The sequence below is a fragment of the Streptomyces sp. NPDC029466 genome (assembly GCF_055574515.1).
Map to the genome: position 1 here is coordinate 1 of NZ_JBVHZH010000037.1, position 24,994 is coordinate 24,994.

Here is a 24,994-nt window from a genome sequence, read left to right on the forward strand (position 1 = left end):
ACTCACAACAAGGGCTTGGGGCGGGGGGGGGAGAGCTATTCCGTGCCCTTTTTCTTCGCGCCCTCCGGCTTTCTCCTCGCCAAAGGGGGGGACCCCCCCCCCCCCCCCCCCCCCCCCCCCACGGCGCGGCACACGGCTCAGCGCAGCGACGAGAACACGAACGAGAAGCGCGCCGGAGCCGGCTCCAGCCGGTGCTGCGGCAGCACCCCCGGCCCGCACGACTGACTGCCGATGCCGTGCAGCGCGTGGTCGAGATGGACCCACAGATCCTCGCCCGGCCGCAGATCCGTGGTGTGGCGGGCCGCGGTCAGCTCCTCGGCCGGCCACCGGCGGGCGGTGAAGAAGAAGTCCGGGGCACCCTCGATCCGCAGACCCGAGCCGTCCGTACGGGTCAGCTCCGCCCAGCGCACGCCGGGCCGCGCCCCGTTCTCCTGCGGCCGGACATACGGCGTCTGGAGCGCGTCCACCGGCATCGACCAGCGGCCGACCCGGGCGGCGGCCCGGGTGTCCGGATAGGCCTCGCCGGGCCCGCCGCCGAACCACGTGGCGAGACCCAGACTGCCGCAGACCCGCATCCGCACCCCCAGCCGCGGCAGCGGAACCGGCCAGTCGCCTTCCGGTTCGACGCTCAACTCCAGCCGCAGCAGGCCGGGTTGTGCCGTCCAGTGGTAGACCGTGCGCAGCGCCAGCGGCGTGCCGGCCGGGGCGACCCGGGTGCGCACCACCAAGGAGTCCGGGCCGGTCTCGACGGCATCGACGCGGTGCCGCATCCGGTGCAGACCGAGCCGCCGCCACTCGGTGGCCGGCCGCGGCTCCGGCTGCCAGGGCGCGGCCTCGTCGTTGTCGGTCGGCGCCCGCCACACGTCCAGCCGGGGCCCGCCGAGCCGTACGCCGCCCAGATGGTCCAGGCTTCCCGTGGTGGCGTCGAACGTCCCCGGACCGAGGACGATCACCTTGCCCTCGCCGCGGCGCGGGGTGGCGGTGGCCGCCGGGGGAGTGGCGGCGGGGCGCGGCGCGGCCGGGAGCTGGCCCCAGGCGACCTCGTGCCCGGCGGGCGCCCATGCGGTGTCCCGGTCCAGTACGGCCTGGACCGTCCAGATCGCCTCGCCCTCGTCGCCCGGTGCGCACGGCGGGGTTGGCAGCTCCACCACGGCCGACGCGCCGGGCGCCAACGGCGGCACCGCCAGCCGGCCCTGCCCGCGCGGCTCGCCCTCCACCTCGTGGACGTAGCGGAAGTCGAGATGCTCCAGGCCGGCGAAGTCATACCGATTGGTGATCCGGACCGCGCCCGCCGTGCCGTCGTCGCTCGCGGCCTCGATCCGCACCGGTTCGATGACCTTCTTGAACTCCAGCAGGCCGGGGGAGGGCACCCGGTTGGGCAGGACCAGCCCGTCGCAGACGAAGTTCCCGTCGTGCAGCTCCTCGCCGAAGTCGCCGCCGTAGGCGTAAAAGACCTCACCGTCGGCCGTGTGCTGCCGCAGCCCGTGATCGATCCACTCCCAGACGAAACCGCCCTGGCAGCGCTCATGGCGCTCGAACAGCCGCTGGTACTCGCTCAGTCCGCCGGGGCCGTTGCCCATGGCGTGCGCGTACTCACACAGCAGGAAGGGGAGCGCCCGCCGCCGGGCGTCCAGCTCCGGGTCGGGCAGCGGTGCCTCCTGACGGCGCCCGATGCGCTCCACCTCGGCATGGTCGGCGTACATCCGGGAGTAGACATCGGTGTCGGCGCAGCTGGGATCGCCCTCATAGTGCAGCGGCCGGGACGGGTCACGCTCGCGCATCCAGGCGGCCATCGCGGACAGCCCGCGCCCCGTGCCGCACTCGTTGCCCAGCGACCACAGCACGATGCAGGGGTGGTTCTTGTCCCGCTCGACCATCCGCCGGGCCCGGTCGAGCAGCGCCGGCTCCCAGCGCTCGTCGTCGACCGGATTGTCCCGCCGGCCCTGCTGGGCGAAACCGTGCGTCTCCAGATCGCACTCGTCGACCACCCACAGGCCCAGCTCGTCGCACAGATCCAGAAAGGCGGGGTGCGGGGGATAGTGGCTGGTGCGCACCGCGTTGATGTTGTGCTGCTTCATCAGCAGCAGATCACGGCGCATCGTCTCCGGCCCGAGGGTGCGTCCGGAACGCGGATGGAACTCATGCCGGTTGACGCCGCGCAGCAGGATCCGCCGGCCGTTGACCGTCAGCAGGCCGCCCTCGACGCGGACCGTACGGAAGCCGATCCGCAGCCGGATCCGCTCGCCCGGGGTGACCAGCTCCCCGTCGTAGAGGTGCGGTTCCTCGGCCGTCCAGGGACGCACCGGCACCGTGGCGCTCTCCCCGGTCGCCAGATCGAGACCGAGTGCGGGGACGGTCACCCGGCCGGCCGGTTCGCATGCCACCCGCAGGGTGCCGTGGCCCGTGACGTGATCGAATCCGGCGTGCACGAAGTGGTCGGCGACCGAGCCCTCGGGACGGCGGTGGAGCGAGACGTCCCGGAAGATGCCGGGGAGCCACCACTGGTCCTGGTCCTCCAGATAACTGCCCGACGACCACTGGTGGACCCGCACCGCCAGCACATTGCCGCGCGGCCGCAGCAGCTGCCCGACCTCGAACTCGTGCGGCAGCCGGCTGCCCTTGAAGTGCCCCAGCTCCACCCCGTTGAGCCAGACCCGGGCGCAGGACTCCACCCCGCCGAAGTGCAGCACCGCGGGCCCGTCGCCCCATTCCCCGGGCAGATCGAAGCCGCGCCGGTGATCACCGGTCGGGTTCTCGTCCGGGACCCGCGGCGGATCGACCGGGAAGGGGTAGGCGGTGTTGGTGTAGACGGGCGCCCCGCCGAGCTGCGGCCGGTCCCCGCCCCCGTACGAGCCCTCGGCGGCGAAGCGCCCCTGGAGCGGCCAGTGGCCGGGCACCCGCAGCTCCTGCCACTGCGTGTCGTCGAAGTCCGGCCGGGCGAACGAGTCGTCCTCGGCGGTGGCGCCGGCCGAGAGCCGGAACCGCCAGGTGCCGTGCAGCGAGATCCGGGCGGCGTCAGAGCCCGCGTACCAGGCGCGGGGCGGCAGTACCCCGCTTCCCGGCGAGCGGTCCTCGTAGTACGGCGGGCGGCCGGGGCGGGGCGGTGCGTCATCCGTCCCGTCGGGGGTCCGTGCGGGCGGTGCGGACGAGGTGGGGTGCGGCGCGTGCGGCGAAGTGCCGGTCACTGGTCCTCCTGCTGCGGGCGAGGTGCCGGGCGGTGGGGGATCGGTTCAGCGAAGCACGAGCGGCGGCCCGGCGCAGGCGGATGGGGGGATTGGGCCGGGCCGGCCTACGAGCTGCCCGGCCCCGGTCAGCGGCTGGCCACCTGCTGAGCCGCCCGCCCGGCCCCCGGCGGCCCGCCGCCGAGCCGCCCGTCCACCCGGCCCGCCCCGCCTCAGCGGCCGCCCCTCCGCCGAGCCACCCGCGAGGCCGTCCCCGGCCGATGGCTGCCCCGCCGCACCTCTTCCCTCCTCACCCCTCCGCCGACAACCCCGCCAGCGCGCCCGCCGGATCGTCCGTGGCCGGCCCCGCGGGCACCCACCGCCCGCCCTCCCGGCGATACGGCCACCAGCGGCCGTCCCGCCCGTAGCGCAACTGGGCCGCCCCGCCCACCACCGTCCAGCGGTTACGGGTGACCCGCAGCCGCGGCCGGGTCTCCTCGTCCTCCCACGCGGCCGCCAGCCGGCTGGTGGCCCGCGCCAGCGCCTCGGGCTCCGGTGTCCAGTCCTCCTCCAGGACCGCCAGCCCCGCCGCGCCGCCCAGCTCCCAGGCCCGTACGGCCGACGCCAGACCCCGCGTATCGCGCCCCGAACCGGCCGCCAGCCGCGCCGATATGGCCGCCCCCGGTAGGGCCGCCGCCAGCCGCACCGCATCCTGGGCAGGCGTCAGGACGGGCGGCGGCGGACCGTCCGGATGCCGCGGGGACAGCGCCTCCGCCAGCAGCCGCTGGGCGCGCGCCGCCGCGTCCCCGATCAGGAACTCCAGCGCGGCCACGTCCACCCCGGCCGCGGGCGGGGTGCCGCCACCGAGCACCGGCGGGGTGCCCGGCGCGGCGACCGGCGGCGGGGGCGCGGGCAGCGGCGGCAGAATGTCGCGCGCCGCGTACGCCTCGACCGCCGGCACCCCCGCACCGGAAGGCTCCGCCACGCCCGCGCCCACCGGTCCCGCCGCCCGCGACGCACTGCGCGCCTGCAACTCGTCCAGCAGCTCCCGCTCACCCCGGCCGCGCATCAGCAGCAGCACGAACGGATCCTGGTCCAGGAGCCGCGCCATCTGGTAGCACAGCGCGGTCGAATGCGCGCAGTGGTCCCATGCCCCACAGCTGCACTCCGGCTCCAGGTCACCGATGCCCGGCAGGAGTTCGATCCCGGCCGCGGCGGCATCCTCGACGAGCACCGGCGGCATGTCACGGTCCAGCAGCGCCGCGATGTGCCCGGCCCGGTCCGCGACCAGGTCCAGGAAGCGGTCCCAGTCCGCCGCGCTCAACTGCTGGAGCAGGACATCGGAACGGTGCCGCGTATGGTCCGGGTCCTGCACCACCGCGGTGATCCGGCCGGGACGCACCGACACCGCACCGACCGCACCGGCCCGCGCATGCCGCCGCCCCAGCTTCACCTGCGCGCCGTCCAGCGCGGTGTCCTCCAGCGCCTTGAGCCACGCCTGCCCCCACCAGCTGCGGGCGAAGGCCCGCCCGGGCGCCGCGGGCAACGCCTCGAACGTCCGCTCAACGGCGGCGGAAGCCCCCTCGTCCAGATACATCCGTCCCTCATCTCCCCGCATGTTCATCGCTCGTTCCCCCGCAGGGCGACCAGATCCGCCAGCTCGGCGTCGCTGAGTTCGGTCAGCGCGGCCTCGCCGGACCCCAGCACCGCATCGGCCAACTGCTGCTTACGGGCGAGCATGTCGGCGATCCGGTCCTCGATCGTGCCCTCCGTGATGATCCGGTGGACCTGCACCGGCTGGGTCTGCCCGATGCGGTAGGCGCGGTCGGTGGCCTGCGCCTCGACGGCCGGATTCCACCAGCGGTCGAAGTGCACGACATGCGCCGCCCTGGTGAGGTTGAGACCGGTACCCGCCGCCTTCAACGACAGCAGGAACACCGGCGCCGCCCCCTCCTGGAAGCGCCGCACCATCTCCTCCCGGCGGGCCACCGGCGTCCCGCCGTGCAACAACTGCGTCGGCACCCCGCGCGCCGCCAGATGCCCCTCCAGCAGCCGCGCCATCTGCACGTACTGGGTGAACACCAGCACGCTCGCGCCCTCGGCGAGGATGCTGTCCAGCAACTCGTCCAGCAGCTCGACCTTTCCCGAACGCCCCGCGATCCGCACCGCTTCCGCCGCACGGCCGTCCGCGGCCGGGCCGCTCTCCTTCAGGTACTGCGCGGGGTGGTTGCAGATCTGCTTGAGCGAGGTGAGCAGCTTGACCACCAGCCCGCGGCGGGCGAACCCGTCCGTCCCGGCGATCTCGTCGAGCCCCTCGCGCACCACGGCCTCGTACAGCCCGGCCTGCTCCTTGGTCAGCGCTACCGCACGGTCGGTCTCCGTCTTGGGCGGCAGCTCCGGCGCGATCCCCGGATCGGACTTACGGCGGCGCAGCAGGAACGGCCGCACCAGCCGGGCCAGCCGCTCGGCCGCCGCCCCCGCCTCCGGGGACGCCGCCGCACCGCCCTCGATGGCCCGCGCATAGTGCGTACGGAACCGGCCCAGCGGCCCCAGCAGGCCCGGAGTCGTCCAGTCCAGGATCGCCCACAGCTCCGACAGATTGTTCTCCACCGGGGTACCGGTCAGCGCCACCCGGGCCTTGGCGGGCAGGGTCCGCAGCGCCTTGGCGGTCGCGGAGAACGGGTTCTTGATGTGCTGGGCCTCGTCGGCGACGACCAGCCCCCAGCCCACCTCCGCCAGCTTCCCGGCATCGAGCCGCATCGTCCCGTACGTGGTCAGCACGAACTCACCGGCCGCCGGCCCCGCCAGACTGCGCCGCCCGCCATGGAAGCGGCGTACCGGAGTGCCCGGTGCGAACTTCTCGATCTCCCGCTGCCAGTTGCCCATGAGGGAGGCGGGACAGACGACAAGGGTGGGGCCGGCCGACTCGGGAGCGGTCTGGCGGTGCAGATGCAGGGAGATGAGCGTGATCGTCTTTCCCAGCCCCATGTCGTCGGCGAGACAGGCGCCCAGCCCCAGCGAGGTCATCCGGTGCAGCCAGCCGAGCCCGCGCAGCTGATAGTCGCGCAGCGTCGCGGTGAGCGCCGCCGGCTGCCGGAGGGGCGCGGCGTCGTCCTCCGGGTCGGCGATCCGGTCGCGCAGCCGGGCCAGCCAGCCGGAGGCGGCCACCGCCACCCGGCCGCCGTCCCCGTCCTCGGCACTGCCGGTGAGCGCGGCGCCGAGCGCGTCGAGCGGGGTGACCTTCCGTTCCTGCCGGTCCCGGGCGGCCCGCACCGCCGCCGGATCGATCAGCATCCACTGACCGTTCAGCCGCACCAGCGGCCGCCCCGCCTCGGCAAGCCGGTCCAGCTCCGCCTTGTCGACCTCCTGGTCCCCCACCGCGAACCGCCAGCTGAACGACAACAGAGCATCCGCCGACAACAACGAAGGAATCCCCGTCCACTGCCCCCCGTCCCCGTCCTCGCCCCCACCGGGCGGCCCCACCACGGCACGGGCGGTCAGCGTGCGTGCCAGCTCCTTCGGCCAGTGCACCGCCACCCCCGCGGCGGCCAGCGCACCGGCGGCCGGCCCGAGCAACTCGGCGATCTCCTCATCGGCGAGCTCCAGCGCATCGGGCACCGCCGCGGACAGCAACGGGGTGAGCGGCGCCCAGGCGGCCGCCGCCCGCCGCAACGTCAGCAGCGTGTCCATCCGCGCCCCCGCCCCGAAAGCCTGCCCCGCCGCCGAAGCCCCCGCCCATACCTCCGCGGCATCCGCGACCAGCGCCGGATCACTGAGACCGTGCAACTGCACCACGGCCCTGAACGTGAAGTGCACCCCGTCGGAAGCCCCGTCGGAAGCCCCCTCGGAATCCCCGTCGGAACCCCCGTGGGGACCCCCCTCAGGACCGCCCTCGGCCTCCCCGGCCACACCGCCGCGCAGCAGCCGGCCTGGGCGCACACCCGCCTCACCGGCCTGCTCCCCGCCCCGCACCTCCACCCGCAGCGAGATCCGTACCCCCGCGTCATGCCCCGCGGCGACCTCCGCCGCCCAGGCGCGCTGTTCGGGGATGTGCTGCGGCGCGGTCACCGCGAAGGCCGGCGCCCCGGTGGCCAAAGCGGCGCCGGGGGAGCGCGGCAGCCCGTCCGCCACCGCGTCGAGGAAGGCCCGCACATGCCGTTCGGGCTCCGGCAGCTGCAACGGGTCGGTGTCCGGGAGCGGGCTCGCGTGCGCGTACGGCGGCATCGCGGCGGCGAGATCACGCAGCCGCGCCAGGTCCGCCGGATCGAGCGGACCCAGCCGCCAGGCGTCGTACCCCGCCGGACTGACCCCCGGCAGTATCCGCCCACGGGCCGCGAGCTGGAGCGCCAATACGGACGCTGCCCCCCAGAAGGCGGCGGCCGGATGGGCGTCCCCACCGGCCCGCGCACGGGTGAGCACCGGCACCGCCTCCGCCACCGTCAGCACCAGGGCCGGAACCTCGCACAGGGAAGCCCCGCCGTCGTCATCCGGCAGCGCAACGCTGAGCGACGCGTCCCCCACGCCTTCACCATCAGGCCGCCAGAACGCGATCCGCCCGGCCCGCGGCGGATCCGACGGCAGAAAAACCGCTGCGCAGTGCGTGAGTACGGAGAGCTGAGCGGGGCTGGCCGCGGGGAGGGATGTCACGGGGTTGCGAGCTCCTCAAGTTTGACTAGTCGCGCCTGGAGCGCCCGAGAGTACAGGACGACGTGCCCCCGGCAGGAACCTGCGGCGCGAAATCGGCGTTCAATGGAGTACACAGAGCGCGGCATGCGCCGCGGAAGGGGCGTGAAGATGTCCACTCAAGCGAAGGTCGCGGTCGGCGGCGTCGCGGTGGGAGTGATCCTGCTGTGGCTGCTGCCCTTCTGGGCGGCCCTCTTGGTCATGGTCGGAATCCCGGCCGTCGCGTATCTGACCCTCGACTCCTCCCAACGCCGCCGCCTACGCCGCGTCAGCCGCAAACAACTCGGCCGCTGAGGGGTTTGCCGGTGGCTGGGGCCGGTGCGCCTATGGCTTGTGGGTGGCGGGTCGGAGGGGACGCCCGGTAAGCCTCCCCCAGCCTCCGGCCGGGAGGTGCCCCCACGGCGCGGGCGACGCGGGTCCCAGAGGTTCCTCACCCCGTTGTCCGCTCCGGGTCCTGCGGGCGGCTCACCGGACATCCCCTCCGACCTCCGTCCATGCGCGGCCGCCCCGCCGTACCGATGACCGTTACGGCGGCCATGCAGCGGCACCTCTTGGCAGGCATCTGGTCCCCGCAGGACGGGCGCGGGCCGGGCTGGGCTGTGAGGCGCGGTGTCACCGCCCGGCGGTCGGCAACGGGGGACGGTCGGAGGGGATGTACCGGGGCCCGCCCGCAGGACCGGAGCAAACGCCGGGGTGCTCTATCGCTCGTAGCCGCGTCGCCCGCGCCGAGGACGGGTCCCGGTGCGTCCCCTCCGACCCCCGCGGCACCCACGGACCCCGCAACGGCGCCAGCCACAACGGCGCCGCACCAAACAACGCACGGCGCCAACACAGGGGCGCGGGGAACTGCGCGCCCAGCCACAGCGGCGCCGCACCAAACGACGTACGGCGACCTAACAGGGGCGCGCCCAGCCACAGCGGCGCCGCACCAAACAACGTACGGCGACCTAACAGGGGCGCGCCCAGCCACAGCGGCGCCGCACCAAACGACGTACGGCGACCTAACAGGGGCGCGCCCAGCCACAACGGCGCCGCAGCCAAACAACAGCCGCACCCACCGCCAGACATCGCCCCAAGCGGAGGGCACCGACTTTTCAAACGGGCCGCGCCGCCAACTCGTCAAGCGCCGCCAACAGCCCCGGCAGCTCGGGCCCCCGCCCCACCGGATGCACTTCCCCCGGTTCGTCATCCAGCAGCACGAACGCAATGTCATCGGTACGGGCAACCATGCTCCACCCGGGCCCATCCACCCGCAGCGTCCGCGCCTCCCCCGCCGCGAACGACGACCGCACCCGCCCGGGCGGCGGCGGCTCGTTCACATAGCCGCGCGCCTCCTTCAGCACCCGCCGCACCCCCTCGTGCGCCTCATCCCCCGGCTCGGCAAAGCTGACGTCGCCCTCCACCTGCTCACGCCACGCCGCCCATTGCATGGCGATCTCGTCCGCGCCGAGCCGCCGTTGCGCGGGCCCCCACTCCTCGGCGTCCGGAGGGGTGAGGGGCGCCGGGTCGCCCTCCTGCGGCTCGGGATCGTGCGGCTTCGGCACACCGGGTGCCGCCACGGCGAGCGCGAGCGGCCAGCCGGGCAGCGCCCCGACGATGCTGTCCTCGCCGGGCGAGAGGTCGTACTCCATGCCGCAGTCCCAGGCCGCGATCGCGCAGGCGACGAGTGACACATCCTCCGTCACCACGGTCCAGCGCCCGCCGTCACCGTCCTGACCGAGGACCAGTCCGTAGCCCTCCGCGTACGGTTCGAGCCCCAGGCCCGCGCACACCTCGGGGTAGTCGTCGCCGAGCACGCTCGGGAACTGCGCGGGCGTCAGCAGTACCGCCGTCAGCACGAACAACTGATCGTTGTCGGCGCTCTCGGTCGTGGGCACGCGGGCCTCCCCATCGGGTCCATTGCGGAGTACGTCGGCGCACCCTAATTGCCTTGGTACGGGCTTGTCACCAGCCGTACGCTGCGCGGATGTGTTTTTACAGCCGCCGGATGCACTTCGTGTGCCTGGTCTGCCGGGCCGCGTGGAAGAAGAGGCCGGCCTCGCGGGGACCGGGCCGCTGCCCGCAGTGCCGTGGTGAGCTGATCAACGCGGGCGCGGACGTGGCGGTGCGCAAGCGGCGCGACAGGGCCGGGTGGCGCGCGCTGGAGGCCGTGCTGCGCGCGGGGCTGACCTTCCACGGCGGGTGCTGCGGTACCGGACCGGGCTACCGCCCGCGCACACCACGCGAGGTCAAGGACCGGCTGGCGCTCGCCGGCCGCACCGGTATGCCGGTCAGGGCGGCGCTGGCCGTAGTGGATGCCACTCTCACCGACCGCTACGGTGCCGACGCCCGTACCCCGGGACGCGGCACCCGCAGCGCCCGGCAGCCGGCCGATGTGCCGAAGCGCTCACGGGAGACCACCCGGCGCGGCTGATTCCGGCCACCGCGGGGCGCGATCTGACACCCCGCCACACCGTTCAAGTGCCGCCCACGCCCGTAAAATTGGCGCTTCGGCGAACGAAGGGACGGTTGTCAGGTGCGGCGCTACGACTGGTTGAGGGAGATCCGGCGACTCGACCCGGAGCGCGACTTCCTGCGGATCTACCGCATCATCGCGACCCATGAATTCCCCTGGGACATCACCCGGGCCCTGGAGCTGGCGCTTTACCGCACCTATGCCGTGCCGAGCATCGGCCGGCTGCTCGCCGAGACGGCGGAGCTGACGGACCGCACCCAAAAGCGCTATGACGACACCGCCCTCCTCCTGGACGCCGTCGTCGAGCACGGCTTCGACAGCGAGGACGGCCGGACGGCGATCCGGCGCATCAACCAGATGCACCGCAGCTATGACATCAGCAACGAGGACATGCGCTATGTCCTGTGCACCTTCGTGGTGGTGCCCAAGCGCTGGCTGGACGAGTACGGCTGGCGGCGGCTGACCGCACATGAGCAGCATGCCGTGGCCACCTATTACCGTACCCTCGGCCGCCACATGGGCATCACCGAACTCCCGCGGACCTACGAGGACTTCGAGCAGTGCCTCGACGCCTACGAGGAGGCGCACTTCGGCTGGGACGAGGGCGCGCGACGGGTCTCGGACGCGACCTTGGACCTGATGGCGGGGTGGTACGGCCCGCTCGCCCCGGTGGTGCGCGGTGCCAGCATGGCCCTCCTGGACGACTCACTTCTGGACGCCTTCCGGTACGAGCGGCCCAAGCCGGCGGTCCAGAAGACGGTGCGTACCGCCCTGAAGCTGCGCGCCAAGGCCGTACGACTGCTGCCGCCCCGCCGCACCCCGCACTACGCCCGCCAGAACCCCGAGATCAAGGGCTACCCGAACGGCTTCCGGGTGGCCGAGCTCGGCACCTTCCCCACCTCCCGTCCCACCGGCACCTGCCCGGTTCCGCACGGGGAGGGCCCGGCGTCCTGAGACCGGTCCATCCGAGCGGGCGTCCCGTCCGGGTGGGTGTCCCGTCCAGTTGGGCGTCAGCCCTGGCGGACCGCCAGCGCCAGGTAGCGGGAGTCCTCGTCCTCGTACCGGATGAGGTCCCAGCCGCAGCCGGCGAGGAGGGGCCGCAGATTCGGCTCGGCCCGCAGATCGTCGGGCGTGATCGGGCGGCCCTTGCGCGCGGCGAGGGCGGCCCGCCCGATGGGGTGGAAGAGGGCCAGCCGGCCACCGGGGCGGACGGTCCTGGCGAGTTCGGTGAGGCCGCCCGCCGAGTCCGGCAGATGCGACAGCAGCCCCGCGGCAAAAACGGCGTCCAGCGCGGCATCGGGCAGCGGCAGCCGGGCCACGTCCGCGAGCAGCAGCGCCGCGTCCCGGTCACGCCCGGCCCGTACGGCGGCCGCCAGCATCTCGGGCGTGAGATCGGCGCCCAGCACCGTTCCGCGCGGTCCCACGGCTGCCCGGAGCGCGGGTAGCGCGCGTCCGGTACCGCAGCCGGCGTCCAGGACCCGTTCGCCTTCCTGGAGGCCCAGTTCGGCGACGCCGGCCGCATAGGCGGGGCCGTCGTCGGGGAACTTCGTGTCCCAGGTGGCGGCGCGGGACGCGAAGAACGCACGGACCTCCTGCGGACGGTCGGCGTGGTGGTCGGTCATCGGGCTCCTCCGGGGATGCGACGGGCGGCGGAGACGGCGAGGACGGCGACGCCGTGGCACTCGACGGCACCCGGCGAGACATGCGTCACGAGCGGTGATCCGCGCCGCTCCGGTGCCTGCTGCCGCCTCATGAGCCCATGATCCCGCACGGCCCGGCCGGTCACCGGGCGAACGCCGCCGCGGACGGCCCGGCCTCCGGCGGCGGATGCCGCTCCTCGGCCCAACTATCACGAATCCGGAGGCTGATGGGCTTCTTGATCGGATGACGTGACGGCTTTGGCAATTCCGGGAAAATCCCTGTCAGCGGGCGGTACGGTCCTCGCCATGGATTTCGGGCGGCCCTCTGCCGCCGAAGGCTCCCCCCCGTCGAGCCATGGATCCGCACACCCCGTGACACGCAGGACCCTGCATCCTGGAGGAGACGGCCGATGAACGCCGCACAAGGGGCCCCGGAGGGCGCAGCCCCGGGCCTCGACGCCGAGTTGACCCTGAAGATCTTAGTCGCGGGCGGCTTCGGCGTGGGCAAGACAACACTGGTGGGCTCGGTCAGTGAGATCCACCCGCTGCGTACGGAGGAACGGCTCAGCGAGGCGGGTGAGACGGTCGACGACACCGGGGGAGTGGACCTCAAGGGCACCACCACCGTGGCGATGGACTTCGGCCGCATCACCATTCGGCAGGGCCTGTCGCTCTATCTCTTCGGCACCCCGGGGCAGGACCGCTTCTGGTTCCTGTGGGACGACCTGTCGGAGGGCGCCCTGGGCGCCGTCGTCCTGGCCGACACCCGGCGGCTCCAGGACTGCTTCCCGGCGGTCGACTACTTCGAGCGCCGCGCGATCCCGTTCCTGGTAGCCGTCAACTGCTTCGCGGAGTCCCGGTCCTACGGCGCCGACGAGGTGGCCCGCGCGCTGGATCTGGACCGTGGCACCCCCGTCGTGCTCTGCGACGCGAGGGACCGCGACTCCGGCAAGGAGGTGCTGGTACGGCTCGTCGAGCACGCGGGGCGGCGGCACTCCGGCAGGGTGCTGGATTCGGTGGGATGACCGCGGCGGCAGGTGGCGCGGCGCGGACGGGCCGCGCCACCTGCGCCCTCAGTCCGCCACGGCCGCCAGGGCGACGACCTTGTCGATCCTGACCCGCACCACCAGCTCGCCCGGCACGCCGTTGCGGGCGCCGTACTCCTCCGCCCGCTCCTCGCCCATGTAGCGGGCCGCGATCCTGGCCGCCCAGTGACGGACCTCCGCCAGATCGCTGCTGATCTCCGCCGTCCCGTGCACCACCACGAAGGAAAACGGTGGCCGGTCGTCGTCGACGCACAGTGCCATCCTGCCGTCGCGGGCGAGGTTGCGGCCCTTGACCGTCTCCTCCCCGGTGTTGAACACCAGCTCGTCACCGTCCATGAGGAACCACACCGGCGCGATGTGCGGGCTGCCGTCGTCCCGTACGGTCGCCAGCTTGCCGGTCCGGGTCCCCTCGGAAAGGAACCTCTGCCACTCGTCCTTCGTCATCTTGTGTGCCATGCCGACATCCTCGGCCATGCGGCACGAACCGGTCTCCCCTGGCACGCCGGTACGAGGGGCCGCTTGCCGAGACGGCCGAGGTGGGACAGGCTGGCACGACGGCCTTCGAACGGACCACGGGCCGCGGTCCGGCCACGAGTGCGGGCACAGACACGGGGAGGAAGCAGCAATGGCATTGAGCAGCGGACTCGACTGGCTGCTGGACGACCTGACCAAACGGGTGGAGAAGGTACGGCATGTGCTGGTGCTCTCCAACGACGGTTTGGTGACCGGGGCGAGTGAAGGACTCCAGCGCGACGACGCCGAGCATCTCGCGGCGGTCGCCTCGGGACTGCACAGCCTCGCGAAAGGTTCTGCGCTCCACTTCGGCGTCGGGCGGGTGCGCCAGACCATGGTGGAGTTCGACGACGGCTTGTTGTTCGTGACGGCGGCGGGCGACGGCAGCTGTCTGTGCGTGCTGGCCGGGGCCGACGCCGATTTGGGCCAGGTCGCCTACGAAATGACGCTGCTGGTCAATCGTGTCGGCGAGCATCTGGGCGTCGCGGCCCGCCAGCCGGAAAGTTATCCACAGGTCTGAGGCGGGGGTTGACCCGCTGTCATCGCCTGCGGCTACAGTCGTCACTGTCAGTGATCGACCGAGTTGCGGGGGAAACGACATGACAGTGATGTGCGACGGGCAGCAGACGCTCACGATGGGACGAGCGGCCCGTGAACTGGAGCTGAGGAACGGCGAGTTCGAGCTCGCCACCCAGCTCGGAAAAGTGCGGACGGTCCCGGCCGGGCCCGACGGCCGGCCGGGAGCCGCCGGATCGCTCGGCCGCCGCCGGGTCCCGGCGGAGGAAATCACCCGCCTCCAGGCCGAGCCCGGCTTCCCGGACGCGCTCCGCGAACGGATCCGCACGGTCAGCACGAACGAGGCCGCCGCGCTGATGGGCATCGGCCCCGGCCGCGTCCTGCGCCTGACCCGGGCCGGCTGCTTCGGCCCCGTCAGGTTCTATGTGAACCGCTTCGGCGCGGTGGTCTGGCTCTATCTCGCGGCCGAGGTCTCCGACTTCGCCGACCGTGAACCCGACCTGATGCGGGGCAACACCCCTGCGGCGATGCGGGTGATGCTCGACAGCGGACAGGACTGGCGGGCCCGCCAGTGGCGCAGCCGACGGGTCGCCCAGCTCATGGGCCAGACCGACGACCCCTGGGCAACGGCCGCGGTGATCGCCGCCGTGCTGCCCCCGGAGGAACTCGCCTCGGTGGCCGAGGACCCGCGGGAGCGGGCCCTGCTGCGCCGGCTCAGGCCCGTCCTGGCATCCGTGATCACGGTGACCCCGGCCGCCCGGGAATCCTACGAGCGCGTGCTGACGGCGGACGACTTCGACGAGGTGATGTGGTACCGCGTCAACCTCTCCCGAGAACTCGAAACGGCCCGCAGGGAAGCCCCGGGACGCCTGCGGACACCCGCCGCCGCGACCTCCGCCGCTCGCCCCGGTCAGCCGCCGAGTTTCCTGAACAACCCCTCTTGGACTACTGACACCAACAGCCTGCCCTCCCGGTCGTAGATCCGCCCGCGGGCCAGGCCCCGGCCGCCGGTGGCGATCGGCGACTCCTGGTCGTAGAGGAACCACTCGTCCGCGCGGAACGGACGGTGAAACCACATCGCGTGGTCGAGTGAGGCCATGTCGAACCCCCGCGGTCCCCAGAGCGGTTCGATGGGGATGCGGACCGCGTCCAGCAGCGTCATATCGCTGGCGTAGGTCAGCGCGCAGGTATGGACTAGCGGATCGTCGCCCAGCGGCCCGACCGCGCGCATCCACACCGCGCTGCGCGCTTCCGCGCCCTCGATCTCGTCCGGCGTCCAGCGCAGCCGGTCGACATACCGGATCTCGAACGGCATCCGGCGCGCCATCCGCTCCAGACCCTCGGGCAGATCGCGCAGGCGCTCGCGGACCTCGTCCGCGACCGTCGGCAGTTCCTCCGGGTCGGGCACCGCCCGACGCATCGGCAACTGATGATCGAAGCCGGGCTCCGGCTTGTGAAAGGAGGCGGTCAGATTGAAGATCGTGCGTCCCTGCTGGACGGCGACGACCCGTCGGGTGGTGAAGGACCGCCCGTCCCGGACCCGCTCGACCTGGTACACGATCGGCACTCCTGGCCGGCCGGGCCGCAGAAAGTACGCATGGAGCGAGTGGACCGGGCGGTCCCCTTCCGTGGTCCGCCCGGCCGCCACCAACGCCTGGCCCGCGACCTGCCCGCCGAAGACCCGCTGGAGCGATTCCTGGGGACTGCGGCCCCGGAAGATGTTCACCTCGATCTGCTCGAGATCCAGCAGATCGACCAGCCTCTCGGCGGGATTGGTCATGACCGGTGGCCCTCCGTCATATCCTCCGGTGGCTTCGGCCGAAGCCACCGCCTTACAACTGACCCACGTCCGTGACCCGCACGACCGCGCGCCCCTCCTCGTCGGAGGCGGCCAGATCCACCTCCGCGGAGATGCCCCAGTCGTGATCGCCGTTCGGGTCGGCGAAAGTCTGCCGCACCTTCCACAGCCCGTGCGCGGCATCCTCTTCAATCTGAAGCAGCTTCGGGCCGCGCGCATCCGGGCCGGTGCCCAGCTCGTCGTATTCATCCCAGTAGGCGTCCATCGCCTCGCCCCAGGCGTCCACGTCCCAGCCGGAATCGGCATCCATCTCGCCGAGCTCCTCGACCTTGTCCAGCGCCGCCAGCTCCACCCGCCGGAACATCGCATTGCGCACCAGCACACGGAACGCCCGCGCGTTGGACGTGACCGGCCGGACCTGATCCGCCCGCTCCGCGGCCTGCTCCGCCGTCTCCAATTCCGGATTGGCGAGCTGCTCCCACTCGTCCAGCAGACTGGAGTCGACCTGCCGCACCATCTCGCCCAGCCAGGCGATGATGTCCTCGAAGTCCTCGGACTTCAGATCGTCCGGCACGGTGTGATCCAGCGCCTTGTACGCACTCGCCAGGTAGCGCAGCACGATCCCCTCGGTGCGCGCCAGCTCGTAGAAGGACGTGAACTCCGTGAAGGTCATGGCGCGTTCGTACATATCGCGGATGACCGACTTCGGCGACAGCGGGTGGTCGCCGACCCACGGGTGACTCTTGCGGTAGAGGCCGTAGGCGTGGAAGAGCAGCTCTTCCAGCGGCTTGGGGTACTCGACGTCCATGAGCCGTTCCATGCGCTCTTCGTACTCGACGCCATCGGCCTTCATCTGGGCGACGGCCTCGCCCCGGGCCTTGTTCTGCTGCGCGGCCAGGATCTGCCGCGGATCGTCCAGCGTGGACTCCACCACCGAGACCATGTCCAGGGCGTACGACGGCGACTCGGGGTCGAGCAGGTCGAACGCGGCCAGGGCGAACGTCGACAGCGGCTGGTTGAGGGCGAAGTCCTGCTGAAGGTCCACGGTCAGTCGGACGATCCGCCCCTCCGCGTCCGGCTCCGCCAGCCGTTCCACGATCCCGCCGTCCACCAGCGAGCGGTAGATCGCGATGGCCCGCCGGATATGCCGGAGCTGGTTCCTGCGCGGCTCATGGTTGTCCTCGAGGAGCTTGCGCATCGCTTCGAAGGCATTACCCGGCCGGGCGATCACGGACAACAGCATCGTGTGCGTCACCCGGAAACGGGAGTTCAGCGGCTCGGGGTCGGAGGCAATCAACTTCTCGAAGGTGTTCTCACCCCAGTTGACGAAGCCCTCCGGCGCCTTCTTGCGCACCACCTTCCGGCGCTTCTTGGGGTCGTCGCCGGCCTTCGCCAGCGCCTTCTCGTTCTCCACGACATGCTCGGGAGCCTGCCCGACCACAAAGCCCGCGGTGTCGAAGCCCGCCCGGCCGGCGCGGCCGGCGATCTGATGGAACTCCCGCGCCCGCAGCGTCCGCACCCGCGAGCCGTCGTACTTCGTCAGCGCGGTGAACAACACCGTACGGATCGGCACATTGACGCCCACGCCGAGCGTGTCCGTACCGCAGATGACCTTCAGCAGACCCGCCTGCGCCAGCTTCTCGACGAGCCGGCGGTACTTCGGCAGCATGCCGGCGTGGTGCACGCCGATGCCGTGGCGGACATACCGCGACAGGTTCCGGCCGAACTTCGTGGTGAACCGGAAGTTCCCGATGAGCTGAGCGATCTCGTCCTTCTCGGCACGCGTACACATATTGATGCTCATCAGGGCCTGCGCCCGCTCCACGGCGGCGGCCTGAGTGAAGTGCACGATGTAGACGGGAGACTGGCGGGTCTCCAGCAGTTCGGTGAGCGTCTCCGTCAGCGCCGTCGTGCGGTACTCGTACGACAGCGGCACCGGCCGCGTGGCCGAGCGCACGACCGACGTCGGCTTCCCCGTGCGCCGGGTCAGATCCTCCTCGAAGCGCGACATGTCGCCGAGCGTCGCCGACATCAGGATGAACTGCGCCTGCGGCAGTTCGAGCAGCGGAATCTGCCAGGCCCAGCCACGGTCCGGCTCGGCATAGAAATGGAACTCGTCCATCACGACCTGGCCGATGTCGGCGTCCTTGCCGTCCCGCAGCGCTATCGAGGCGAGCACCTCGGCGGTGCAGCAGATGACGGGTGCGTCGGCGTTGACCGATGCGTCACCGGTGAGCATGCCGACGTTCTCGGTGCCGAACAGCTTGCACAGATCGAAGAACTTCTCCGAGACCAGCGCCTTGATGGGCGCGGTGTAGAAGGTGACCTGATCATTGGCGAGAGCGGTGAAGTGCGCGCCGGCCGCCACCAGGCTCTTACCGGAGCCGGTGGGGGTGGACAGGATGAGGTTCGCTCCGGAGACCACCTCGATCAGCGCCTCCTCCTGGGCAGGGTAGAGCGAGATGCCCTGCTGCTCGGCCCAGCCCGAAAAGGCTTCGAAGAGGGCATCGGGGTCGGCGTCGTTCGGCAGATGATCGATGAGGGTCACGCCCCCATACTGCCTGTCTTCGGCCCAGATCAGGGAACCGGCGGCCAAAGGGGAGCCCAGCCAAAGATCGACAGCGCCGTACACGGGTCCCCCTGCGGCCCGGCCCTTCCTTGGAAGGCCGCAGACGTAGCCCTGGTAGCTGCCGCGATATCTGGCCTGACCTGCGGAAACGTAGGCCGTCGCACCCGGGGGTGGTCACTTCTCGCAGGGGTGAGCGGACCTGCGGCGCCGAGGGAAGCAAGATCGCGGCGGTGCCTGGATGCTCCGAGTAGCCCCGGCATAGAGGGAGGCTTCCATGCAAGGTCTTTACAACCCGTACACGACTGCGGACGCACTGTCGCGGTCAAGGCGCCCTGGCGCGGCAGCGCGCTCGGTGCGTGTCGGAGATCACCCGAGGTGGGCGGTGCAGAGGCGGCGGGAGGGTGTCCGTTCCGGGGCGGGGGCGCGGGGGGTGTGGCGCTGTCGGGGCGTCGCGGGAGCGGTGCATCGTGCGATGGGGGGTGCCTTGTCGCGAGCGTGAGCGGTGAGGGCTGGGGTGGAGGTGGTGGCGGGAGGGGTGGGGAGGGGGAGGGGAGCCCCCAAGGAGCCCGCCCCATCCCACCTCACCCACCCCCTGCCCCAGGCCCCCGACGGTCGTCCTGTCTCCGGCTGTGCGCCACGCCGCACCCCGAATCCGCCCCCAATCCCGCCCCCGCTCCCAACCCTCATCCTCGCCGTCCTGGTCGCGTAGCGCGGTCAGCACGGGGTGCTGGTCTCCGCTGCGGAACAGCAGCACGTGCGGGTAGACCGGGGTCGGGTCGTGCAACGGGATGCGCCGTAGGTCGTGGGTCTCGGGCCACAGGTATCGGTCCCCGCTGCCGACGAGGGCGGCCAGCGAGGCCGAGCCGGCCAGCGCGTCCATCAGGGCCTCGTCACCGAAGTTGGGGCCGAGAGCGTCGATGCTCAGGCCGAAGGCCTCGGACAACGCCTGGTAGAACGCCGCCCACTCCGTGCCCGGCCTGATCCCGGGGATCCAGATGCGGTGGCCGGCCAGGTCCGCAGGACTGACCCAGGGCGCGTCAGCCAGCGGGTGGCCGGGTCCGACTAGGAGCTCCAGGGGTGCGTCCAGGAGTCGTTCGGCGCTGACCCCGGCCGGGACCTGGTCTGCCGGCAGGGCACGGAAGGACGCGTCGACGGTCCCTTCGAGCACCGCCTGGGCGGCCTGGGCGGCGTTCTCCTTGCTCAACGTGACCGCGTCTAGGTCCGTCTCGGGGTGGGAGCGGTAGAACCGGTAGACGGCCTGGGCCGGGGAGATGCGCCGATTGAGGACATCGACGCGCAAGGGACGGCTGCCGGGGCGCACGGCCTGCTCGGCCTGCTCGATGGCCGCCAGGACCTTCTTGGCGTGCGGCAGGAAGACCTGCCCGTCCAGGCTCAGCCGGGAGCCTCGGGAGGTCCGCACCAGGAGCGTGACCTCGATGTGCCTCTCCAGGGCCGCGATCCGCTTGGAGACCGCCTGCTGGCTGATCCCCAGCTCGTCGGCCGCAGCCTGGAACTGGCCGGTCTCGGCGACGGTCAGGAACGTCCGCAGCGCTTCAACATCCACACTTACTTCCACAACCATTGGTTGTGTCTGGTGTGATGCAGGGTTGTTTGATCGGGTGTTCTGCGCGGTGGTGGGATCAACGCATGTCTACCCGCACAGAGCAGGTTATGTATGTACAGACGCCTGAGTTCGCGCGTCATGCGGAGCGGATCGTGGAGGTGTCCGATGCGACGTCTCGACTGAACGTGCTTCCGTTCAGCGACAGCGAATGTCGTGCGGAACTACTTTCTGTTGTGTTCGGTGGCCCGCTGCCGGAGTCGGTGATGATCTACCCGCCGTTCTTTACCGAGTACGGGCTGAACACGACGTTCGGTGAGAACGTCTTCGTCAACCAGGGATGCACCTTCATGGACAAGGGAGGCATCCGTATCGGCAATGGCGTCATGATCGCCCCGAAGGTCAGCCTCATCACCGGAGGCCATCCACTGTCCCTGGCCGAGCGCCGCGAGTACCTCTCCTTCGCGCCGATCGTCATCGAGGACGACGTCTGGATCGGGACGGCTGCCGTGATCACGCAGGGGGTGACCATCGGTGCCGGTGCGGTGGTCGCCGCCGGTGCGGTGGTCACTCGTGATGTTCCTGCCGGCACCGTGGTCGCGGGAGTGCCTGCCCGGGTGATCAAGACGATCGACTGAGCCCGGCCAGGCTGCCGGCTCAGGTGCACCGCACCTCTGCGGTCCGATCCTGATGCCTCGTCACGCCCGGCTGACCGACCGGCAGTGGGACCGCATCCGACCTCTGCTGCCCTCCAGTACCGGTCGTCGTGGCAGGCCGTGGGCCGATCACCGCCGCATTGTGGAGGCGATCGTCTACCGGTACCGCACCGGTATTCCTTGGCGAGACCTCCCAGCCAGGTTCGGATCCTGGAAGACCGTGTGGGCCCGCCACCGCCGCTGGGCCGCCGACGGGACCTGGGACCGCGTGCTCGGTGTCCTGCTCGCCCGCGCGGACGACGATGGGCTGATCGACTGGCGAGTGGCGGTGGACTCCACCATCACCCGGGCCCACCAGCACGCCACCAACACCCGCCGCCCCAGGAAGTGCCAGGCTGCAGCCCGAGGGCAGGGCCTCGACGCCCACCGAGAGCCCGCCGGGCACGCGATCGGCCGTTCCCGTGGCGGGCTGACCACGAAGATCCACCACGCCGTGGACGGTCAGGGCCGACCGCTGGCCGTCGTCGTGACGCCCGGGCAGGCGAACGACGGCCAGACCCTGCCGTTGCTGCTGGGCGACCTGCGAGTCCCCAGGACCGGAGCAGGCCGCCCGCGCACGACCCCGACCATGCTGCTCGGGGACAAGGCCTACTCCTCCCGCGCGATCCGAGCGGCGCTCAAGGCCCGCGGGATCACCGCGGTCATCCCTGAACGGCGTGACCAGCAGGAGCACCGTCGCCGCCGCGGTTCAGCAGGCGGGCGTCCGTCGAAGTTCGATCTGGTGGCCTACAAGAACCGCAACGTGGTCGAGCGGTCCTTCGCCCTGCTCAAACAGTGGCGGGGCCTGGCCACGAGGTTCGACAAGCTCGCGATCGTCTACCGCTCGGCTGCGGTCCTCGCCGCAGCGCTGGTCTGGGCTCGCATTTAACGGACACGCCTTAGTCCTCCCACCCCGGCGCGTGGTCGCTCTCTTCGTCCTGCGGCCTTTGCTCGCCCTTCTTGGGCACTCGCCAACGTCCGCTCGTCCCCGCCGCCCCGCCTTTGCTCGCCCCTCTCGGCCCCACCCTCCCCACCTCCACCTCCCCGTTGCTCCCCCCTGACCCCCGCTCGCCCCTTCGCCCCGCTGCGGCTCCCCTTGTTCCTCGTTCTCGCCCCAGCAACGCGCTGTAGTCGGCGACCTTGTGCAGGAACTGACGTGGCGTTAGGGCTGCGTCGTCGATGGCCAGTGCTCCCCAGGCACCCCACGCCTCCGCCCAGCAGCAGCGGGTTGGCCCGGCCCAGCAGGGAGGAGTTGGCTTACCCGCTCCTCGGGTGGAGATCATCTGGCGCTACGCTGAGTCGCCGACCGGGCGTCAGTGGCGCGGCTCAGCAGTGCGGGATCGACGTGCCGCGCAGGTGGACATGCGCGAGAGAACAAGGGGTGGGAGTAACCATGATGGGACCGGCGCACTCGCTGTCCGGGGCCGCGGCCTGGCTGGGGGTGGGTGCGGCGGCGGCTGCCGCAGGACATCCGATGCCCTGGCCGGTGCTCGTGTGTGGGGCTCTGATCTGCGCCGGAGCGGCGCTTGCCCCCGACCTCGACCACAAATCCGCGACCATCTCCCGGGCTTTCGGGCCGCTGTCGCGGATGTTGTGCGAGGTGGTCGATGCCATCTCGCACGCTGTCTACAAGGCGACAAAGATGCGCGGCGACTCGAACCGCAATGGCGGTCATCGCACGCTCACTCACACCTGGGTCTGGGCCGTGCTGGTCGGCGGCGGTATGTCGTTGCTGGCAATGCAGGGCGGACGCTGGGCGGTACTCGGCATCCTGTTCGTCCATATGGTGCTCGCCATCGAGGGGTTGCTGTGGCGGGCGGCACGGGTCTCCAGCGACGTACTGGTGTGGCTGCTGGGTGCGGCCTCGGCGTGGATCCTGGCCGGCGTTCTCGACCAGCCGGGCAATGGTGCGAGCTGGCTGTTCACCGAGCCGGGGCAGCAGTACCTCTGGCTGGGTCTGCCGGTCGTCCTCGGCGCGCTGGTCCATGACATCGGCGATGCCCTGACCGTTTCCGGCTGCCCCGTCCTGTGGCCCATCCCGATAGGCCGTAAGCGCTGGTACCCCGTCGGCCCGCCCAAGGGCATGCGCTTCAAGGCCGGCAGCTGGGTGGAGCTGAAGGTGCTGATGCCGCTGTTCATGGTGCTCGGCGGCCTCGGTGGTCTGGGCGCGCTCGGCTACATCTGACCCGTCGGGCTGGGCCCGCTGCGTTGCCATCTGCTGAGCATCAGATGCCCCGAGCCGGCGCACTCCTCCGACGTAGGCAGGACAGCGGCAGGTCACCGATGCGGTGGTGTCGGCTCAGGGCGGCTGGCGTGATGAAGGTGGACCGGTTCGATGGCCGTCTCCAGGACGCTGTCTGGGGGCGGCGGTTGACCACTGCCAGTCACAGCTGACGCCTTCGCTCCCGCGCGGGGCTCACCGCCGCCGAGCCCCCCGCTGCCGAGCCCGACCATCGCAACCCACCCCGACCATCGCAACACCCCCCCCCGGGGGGCCGGACTGGGACTGGGACTGGACTGTCCTGCGACCCGCCGCGGGCCCGGCCGTAATTCGCTTGCCCCGGCACACGCATGAAGGCTGCACTGTGGCGGGGCATCACGAGTCGTGGTGCCGGTATCCCGGGGGAGGCAGCGGCAGCAATGGAGATCCGTTCCACGACCGACGAGGATCTCGATGTCTTCGTCGACACACTCCATGCCGCGTTCGGGCGCTTCCCGGAAATCCCGGCCGAGGGCGGCGGCGGGGTCTGGTGGTCGGCGCTCGAAATGGACCGCAACCTGCTCGCCATGACGGCGGACGGGCGGCCCGTCGGCACCGCCGGTGCTTACTCCTTCGCGCTCACCCTGCCCGGCGAGACCGTTGTCCCGGCCGCCGGAGTAACCGCCGTCGGCGTCCTGCCCTCGCACCGGCGCCAGGGCGTCCTCAGCGCGATGATGCAGCATCAGCTCGCCGAACTGCGGGCCCGCGGGGAGTTCCTCTCCGTACTGCTGGCCTCCGAGGCCCCGATCTACGGCAGGTTCGGCTACGGACCGGCGACCTACACGCAGCGGCTGACGGTGCCGCGCCACCAGGCCGCCTTCGCCCTCCCCCGAGCGCGCGGAATAGCCGGCGTCCCAGCGAGCGGATCGGACACGGGCTCGGTCGAGGTGCTGCGGCGTGCCGAGTGTGGCGAGATCCTGGAAGAGGTCTACGACCGGTACCGCCGTGCACAGCCCGGCGCGCTGTCCCGGCCGCACCGCTGGTGGGCCGTGGGCGCGGGGCAGCCCCCGCTCTCTCCGGCGCCGCGCTACATCGCCGTCCACCGAGATGCCGACGGCGTCCCGGACGGGTACGCCAGCTACTCGGTCGAGTCCGGCACCCTGACGGTCGACGAGACCATCGCCACCGACGACGCCGTCTTCACGGCCCTGGCCCGGTTCGTGCTCGGACATGACCTGGTCAGTCGGGTCGTGTTCAAGCACTTTCCGCCCGAGCACCCGCTGCGCTGGCAGCTCGCGGACTTCCGCGCCGGTGAGGTGAGCGACGACACCGACTGGCTCTGGGTGCGGCTGCTGGACGTCCCGCGTGCGTTGACCGCACGCGGCTGGTTCACGGACGGCGAGCTCGTCCTGGAGGTCGACGACCCATTCCTCGGCGAACACGGCCGCTACCTGCTGACCATTCGGGACGGCAAGGCGGACTGCGTCCCGACGGACCGGGAGCCCGATCTTTCCCTGGGCGTGAGCGACCTGGGCGCGGTTTACCTCGGCGGCACCGCGCCGAGCACGCTCGTACGCGCCGGACACATCCGGGCCCACCGCCCGCGCGCGGCCGCCCTCGCCGATGCCCTCTTCCGCGCCGACCGTTCCCCGCACTGCCTGCATTGGTTCTGACCGCGCGCTCGCCGACCCTGCACAAGTCTCGTGAGGCCGGGTACGAGGGGGCTTCGCGGTGCTCGCTCAAGATGCCCGCGAGCTACCTGGCAGGGCTCCGGCAACGTGGCAGGGCTCCCGCTACGTGGCAAGGCTCCCGCTACATGACTGGGCTCCCGCTACGCGGATCCATCTTCGGGATACGCATCCTCAACCCGGGCCGCGGTAGCGGCGCCCGATGGGCGGACCGGATGCCTCTGCCGCTCACCTTCAGGGCGGTGAGGTGGTCGTCTGGCCAAGATGCCGGGCGAAGAACCGCACCCACACCGATACAGCGTTCCTGGGTCTCACCTCCTCGGGCGGTGTCACGGCAACTGCCGCCTACCAGCCCGGTCTTCATCCCTTCAACGCTTTTCCCGCCACTGATCGCAACGCCCGCTAGGCCGGGAGAAGGAGAACGCGGAGGAGGAAAAAGAAAAGGAAAGGAGATATCCGCTCCTTTCCA

At 71.6% G+C, this 24,994-nt stretch carries 19 protein-coding genes and 1 pseudogene; 10 read left to right on the top strand and 10 right to left on the bottom strand.

Annotated features, from left to right (window positions below):
- Positions 1-137: 137 nt before the first annotated feature.
- The 3 genes from ACZ4XD_RS25755 to ACZ4XD_RS25765 all read right to left on the bottom strand — a co-directional run bounded on the left by ACZ4XD_RS25755 (position 138) and on the right by ACZ4XD_RS25765 (position 7,808).
- Complete coding sequence (locus ACZ4XD_RS25755) at positions 138-3,185, bottom strand: glycoside hydrolase family 2 TIM barrel-domain containing protein (protein WP_468045800.1); 3,048 nt, start codon at positions 3,183-3,185, stop codon at positions 138-140.
- A 286-nt stretch (positions 3,186-3,471) separates the two neighbouring features.
- Positions 3,472-4,785, bottom strand: coding sequence for an SWIM zinc finger family protein (locus tag ACZ4XD_RS25760; RefSeq protein WP_468045802.1), 1,314 nt, complete (start codon positions 4,783-4,785; stop codon positions 3,472-3,474).
- The gene (locus ACZ4XD_RS25765; RefSeq protein WP_468045804.1) at positions 4,782-7,808 is read right to left on the bottom strand and encodes a DEAD/DEAH box helicase; all 3,027 of its coding nucleotides are present in this window, start codon (positions 7,806-7,808) and stop codon (positions 4,782-4,784) included. Before ACZ4XD_RS25765 ends, ACZ4XD_RS25760 begins: the two co-directional genes overlap by 4 nt.
- A 147-nt stretch (positions 7,809-7,955) precedes the next feature.
- Between ACZ4XD_RS25765 and ACZ4XD_RS25770 the strand changes: the two genes are divergently transcribed.
- Positions 7,956-8,138 carry a hypothetical protein gene (locus ACZ4XD_RS25770; RefSeq protein WP_042161392.1) on the top strand — a complete coding sequence of 61 codons (183 nt, stop codon included), beginning with the start codon at positions 7,956-7,958 and terminating at the stop codon, positions 8,136-8,138.
- Between the two features lie 800 nt (positions 8,139-8,938).
- On the opposite strand, the gene ACZ4XD_RS25775 is transcribed toward ACZ4XD_RS25770, so the two are convergent.
- Positions 8,939-9,721, bottom strand: coding sequence for a hypothetical protein (locus ACZ4XD_RS25775; protein WP_468045806.1), 783 nt, complete (start codon positions 9,719-9,721; stop codon positions 8,939-8,941).
- Between the two features lie 89 nt (positions 9,722-9,810).
- Here ACZ4XD_RS25775 and ACZ4XD_RS25780 point away from each other — a divergent pair, with 89 nt between their 5' ends.
- Positions 9,811-10,257: a hypothetical protein gene (locus tag ACZ4XD_RS25780; protein ID WP_468045808.1), complete on the top strand. Its 447-nt coding sequence runs from the start codon at positions 9,811-9,813 to the stop codon at positions 10,255-10,257.
- Positions 10,258-10,359: 102 nt separating this feature from the next.
- Complete coding sequence (locus ACZ4XD_RS25785; protein ID WP_468045810.1) at positions 10,360-11,253, top strand: oxygenase MpaB family protein; 894 nt, start codon at positions 10,360-10,362, stop codon at positions 11,251-11,253.
- A 56-nt stretch (positions 11,254-11,309) separates the two neighbouring features.
- On the opposite strand, the gene ACZ4XD_RS25790 is transcribed toward ACZ4XD_RS25785, so the two are convergent.
- Together ACZ4XD_RS25790 and ACZ4XD_RS25795 are read right to left on the bottom strand one after the other, a co-directional pair.
- Entirely contained in the window at positions 11,310-11,921 is a 612-nt protein-coding gene (locus ACZ4XD_RS25790; RefSeq protein ID WP_468045812.1) for a class I SAM-dependent methyltransferase, read from the bottom strand.
- Positions 11,918-12,052 carry a hypothetical protein gene (locus tag ACZ4XD_RS25795; RefSeq protein WP_468045814.1) on the bottom strand — a complete coding sequence of 45 codons (135 nt, stop codon included), beginning with the start codon at positions 12,050-12,052 and terminating at the stop codon, positions 11,918-11,920. The genes ACZ4XD_RS25790 and ACZ4XD_RS25795 overlap by 4 nt, the downstream gene beginning before the upstream one ends.
- Positions 12,053-12,349: 297 nt before the next feature.
- On the opposite strand from ACZ4XD_RS25795, the gene ACZ4XD_RS25800 reads away from it, so the two are divergent.
- The gene (locus ACZ4XD_RS25800) at positions 12,350-12,964 is read left to right on the top strand and encodes a GTP-binding protein (protein ID WP_398834116.1); all 615 of its coding nucleotides are present in this window, start codon (positions 12,350-12,352) and stop codon (positions 12,962-12,964) included.
- Between the two features lie 48 nt (positions 12,965-13,012).
- On the opposite strand, the gene ACZ4XD_RS25805 is transcribed toward ACZ4XD_RS25800, so the two are convergent.
- Complete coding sequence (locus ACZ4XD_RS25805; protein ID WP_468045817.1) at positions 13,013-13,441, bottom strand: PPOX class F420-dependent oxidoreductase; 429 nt, start codon at positions 13,439-13,441, stop codon at positions 13,013-13,015.
- A 169-nt stretch (positions 13,442-13,610) separates the two neighbouring features.
- Here ACZ4XD_RS25805 and ACZ4XD_RS25810 point away from each other — a divergent pair, with 169 nt between their 5' ends.
- Both ACZ4XD_RS25810 and ACZ4XD_RS25815 read left to right on the top strand, forming a co-directional pair.
- Positions 13,611-14,018, top strand: a complete 408-nt coding sequence (locus ACZ4XD_RS25810) for a roadblock/LC7 domain-containing protein (RefSeq protein WP_468045819.1) — start codon at positions 13,611-13,613, stop codon at positions 14,016-14,018.
- Between the two features lie 79 nt (positions 14,019-14,097).
- The gene (locus ACZ4XD_RS25815) at positions 14,098-14,994 is read left to right on the top strand and encodes a DUF6397 family protein (protein WP_468045821.1); all 897 of its coding nucleotides are present in this window, start codon (positions 14,098-14,100) and stop codon (positions 14,992-14,994) included.
- Here the strand turns inward: ACZ4XD_RS25815 and ACZ4XD_RS25820 are convergent.
- From ACZ4XD_RS25820 to ACZ4XD_RS25830, 3 genes and pseudogenes are all read right to left on the bottom strand, one after another.
- On the bottom strand, positions 14,925-15,794 hold the full coding sequence (locus ACZ4XD_RS25820; RefSeq protein WP_468045823.1) for an acyl-CoA thioesterase: 870 nt from the start codon (positions 15,792-15,794) through the stop codon (positions 14,925-14,927). The genes ACZ4XD_RS25815 and ACZ4XD_RS25820 overlap by 70 nt on opposite strands.
- A gap of 52 nt (positions 15,795-15,846) precedes the next feature.
- A complete protein-coding gene (locus ACZ4XD_RS25825; protein ID WP_468045825.1) occupies positions 15,847-18,360 on the bottom strand; it encodes a DEAD/DEAH box helicase in 2,514 nt (837 codons plus the stop codon).
- A gap of 721 nt (positions 18,361-19,081) precedes the next feature.
- A pseudogene (locus ACZ4XD_RS25830) lies at positions 19,082-19,945 on the bottom strand (LysR family transcriptional regulator); the annotation flags it as partial.
- A gap of 107 nt (positions 19,946-20,052) precedes the next feature.
- Between ACZ4XD_RS25830 and ACZ4XD_RS25835 the strand changes: the two are divergent.
- The 4 genes from ACZ4XD_RS25835 to ACZ4XD_RS25850 all read left to right on the top strand — a co-directional run bounded on the left by ACZ4XD_RS25835 (position 20,053) and on the right by ACZ4XD_RS25850 (position 24,510).
- Positions 20,053-20,580 carry a sugar O-acetyltransferase gene (locus tag ACZ4XD_RS25835; RefSeq protein ID WP_468045827.1) on the top strand — a complete coding sequence of 176 codons (528 nt, stop codon included), beginning with the start codon at positions 20,053-20,055 and terminating at the stop codon, positions 20,578-20,580.
- A 52-nt stretch (positions 20,581-20,632) separates the two neighbouring features.
- The gene (locus tag ACZ4XD_RS25840; RefSeq protein ID WP_468045829.1) at positions 20,633-21,526 is read left to right on the top strand and encodes an IS5 family transposase; all 894 of its coding nucleotides are present in this window, start codon (positions 20,633-20,635) and stop codon (positions 21,524-21,526) included.
- Positions 21,527-22,030: 504 nt separating this feature from the next.
- Positions 22,031-22,822: a metal-dependent hydrolase gene (locus tag ACZ4XD_RS25845; protein ID WP_367790374.1), complete on the top strand. Its 792-nt coding sequence runs from the start codon at positions 22,031-22,033 to the stop codon at positions 22,820-22,822.
- A 455-nt stretch (positions 22,823-23,277) separates the two neighbouring features.
- A complete protein-coding gene (locus ACZ4XD_RS25850) occupies positions 23,278-24,510 on the top strand; it encodes a GNAT family N-acetyltransferase (protein WP_468045832.1) in 1,233 nt (410 codons plus the stop codon).
- Positions 24,511-24,994: the final 484 nt, after the last annotated feature.

Coding starts and splice junctions, on each gene's coding strand:
- ACZ4XD_RS25805 (WP_468045817.1), bottom strand. CDS start 13,441: ATGGCACACAAGATGACGAAGGACGAGTGGCAGAGGTTCCTTTCCGAG.
- ACZ4XD_RS25810 (WP_468045819.1), top strand. CDS start 13,611: ATGGCATTGAGCAGCGGACTCGACTGGCTGCTGGACGACCTGACCAAA.
- ACZ4XD_RS25845 (WP_367790374.1), top strand. CDS start 22,031: ATGATGGGACCGGCGCACTCGCTGTCCGGGGCCGCGGCCTGGCTGGGG.
- ACZ4XD_RS25760 (WP_468045802.1), bottom strand. CDS start 4,785: ATGAACATGCGGGGAGATGAGGGACGGATGTATCTGGACGAGGGGGCT.
- ACZ4XD_RS25835 (WP_468045827.1), top strand. CDS start 20,053: ATGTATGTACAGACGCCTGAGTTCGCGCGTCATGCGGAGCGGATCGTG.
- ACZ4XD_RS25815 (WP_468045821.1), top strand. CDS start 14,098: ATGACAGTGATGTGCGACGGGCAGCAGACGCTCACGATGGGACGAGCG.
- ACZ4XD_RS25850 (WP_468045832.1), top strand. CDS start 23,278: ATGGAGATCCGTTCCACGACCGACGAGGATCTCGATGTCTTCGTCGAC.
- ACZ4XD_RS25780 (WP_468045808.1), top strand. CDS start 9,811: ATGTGTTTTTACAGCCGCCGGATGCACTTCGTGTGCCTGGTCTGCCGG.
- ACZ4XD_RS25795 (WP_468045814.1), bottom strand. CDS start 12,052: ATGAGGCGGCAGCAGGCACCGGAGCGGCGCGGATCACCGCTCGTGACG.
- ACZ4XD_RS25800 (WP_398834116.1), top strand. CDS start 12,350: ATGAACGCCGCACAAGGGGCCCCGGAGGGCGCAGCCCCGGGCCTCGAC.
- ACZ4XD_RS25840 (WP_468045829.1), top strand. CDS start 20,633: ATGCCTCGTCACGCCCGGCTGACCGACCGGCAGTGGGACCGCATCCGA.
- ACZ4XD_RS25770 (WP_042161392.1), top strand. CDS start 7,956: ATGTCCACTCAAGCGAAGGTCGCGGTCGGCGGCGTCGCGGTGGGAGTG.
- ACZ4XD_RS25790 (WP_468045812.1), bottom strand. CDS start 11,921: ATGACCGACCACCACGCCGACCGTCCGCAGGAGGTCCGTGCGTTCTTC.
- ACZ4XD_RS25820 (WP_468045823.1), bottom strand. CDS start 15,794: ATGACCAATCCCGCCGAGAGGCTGGTCGATCTGCTGGATCTCGAGCAG.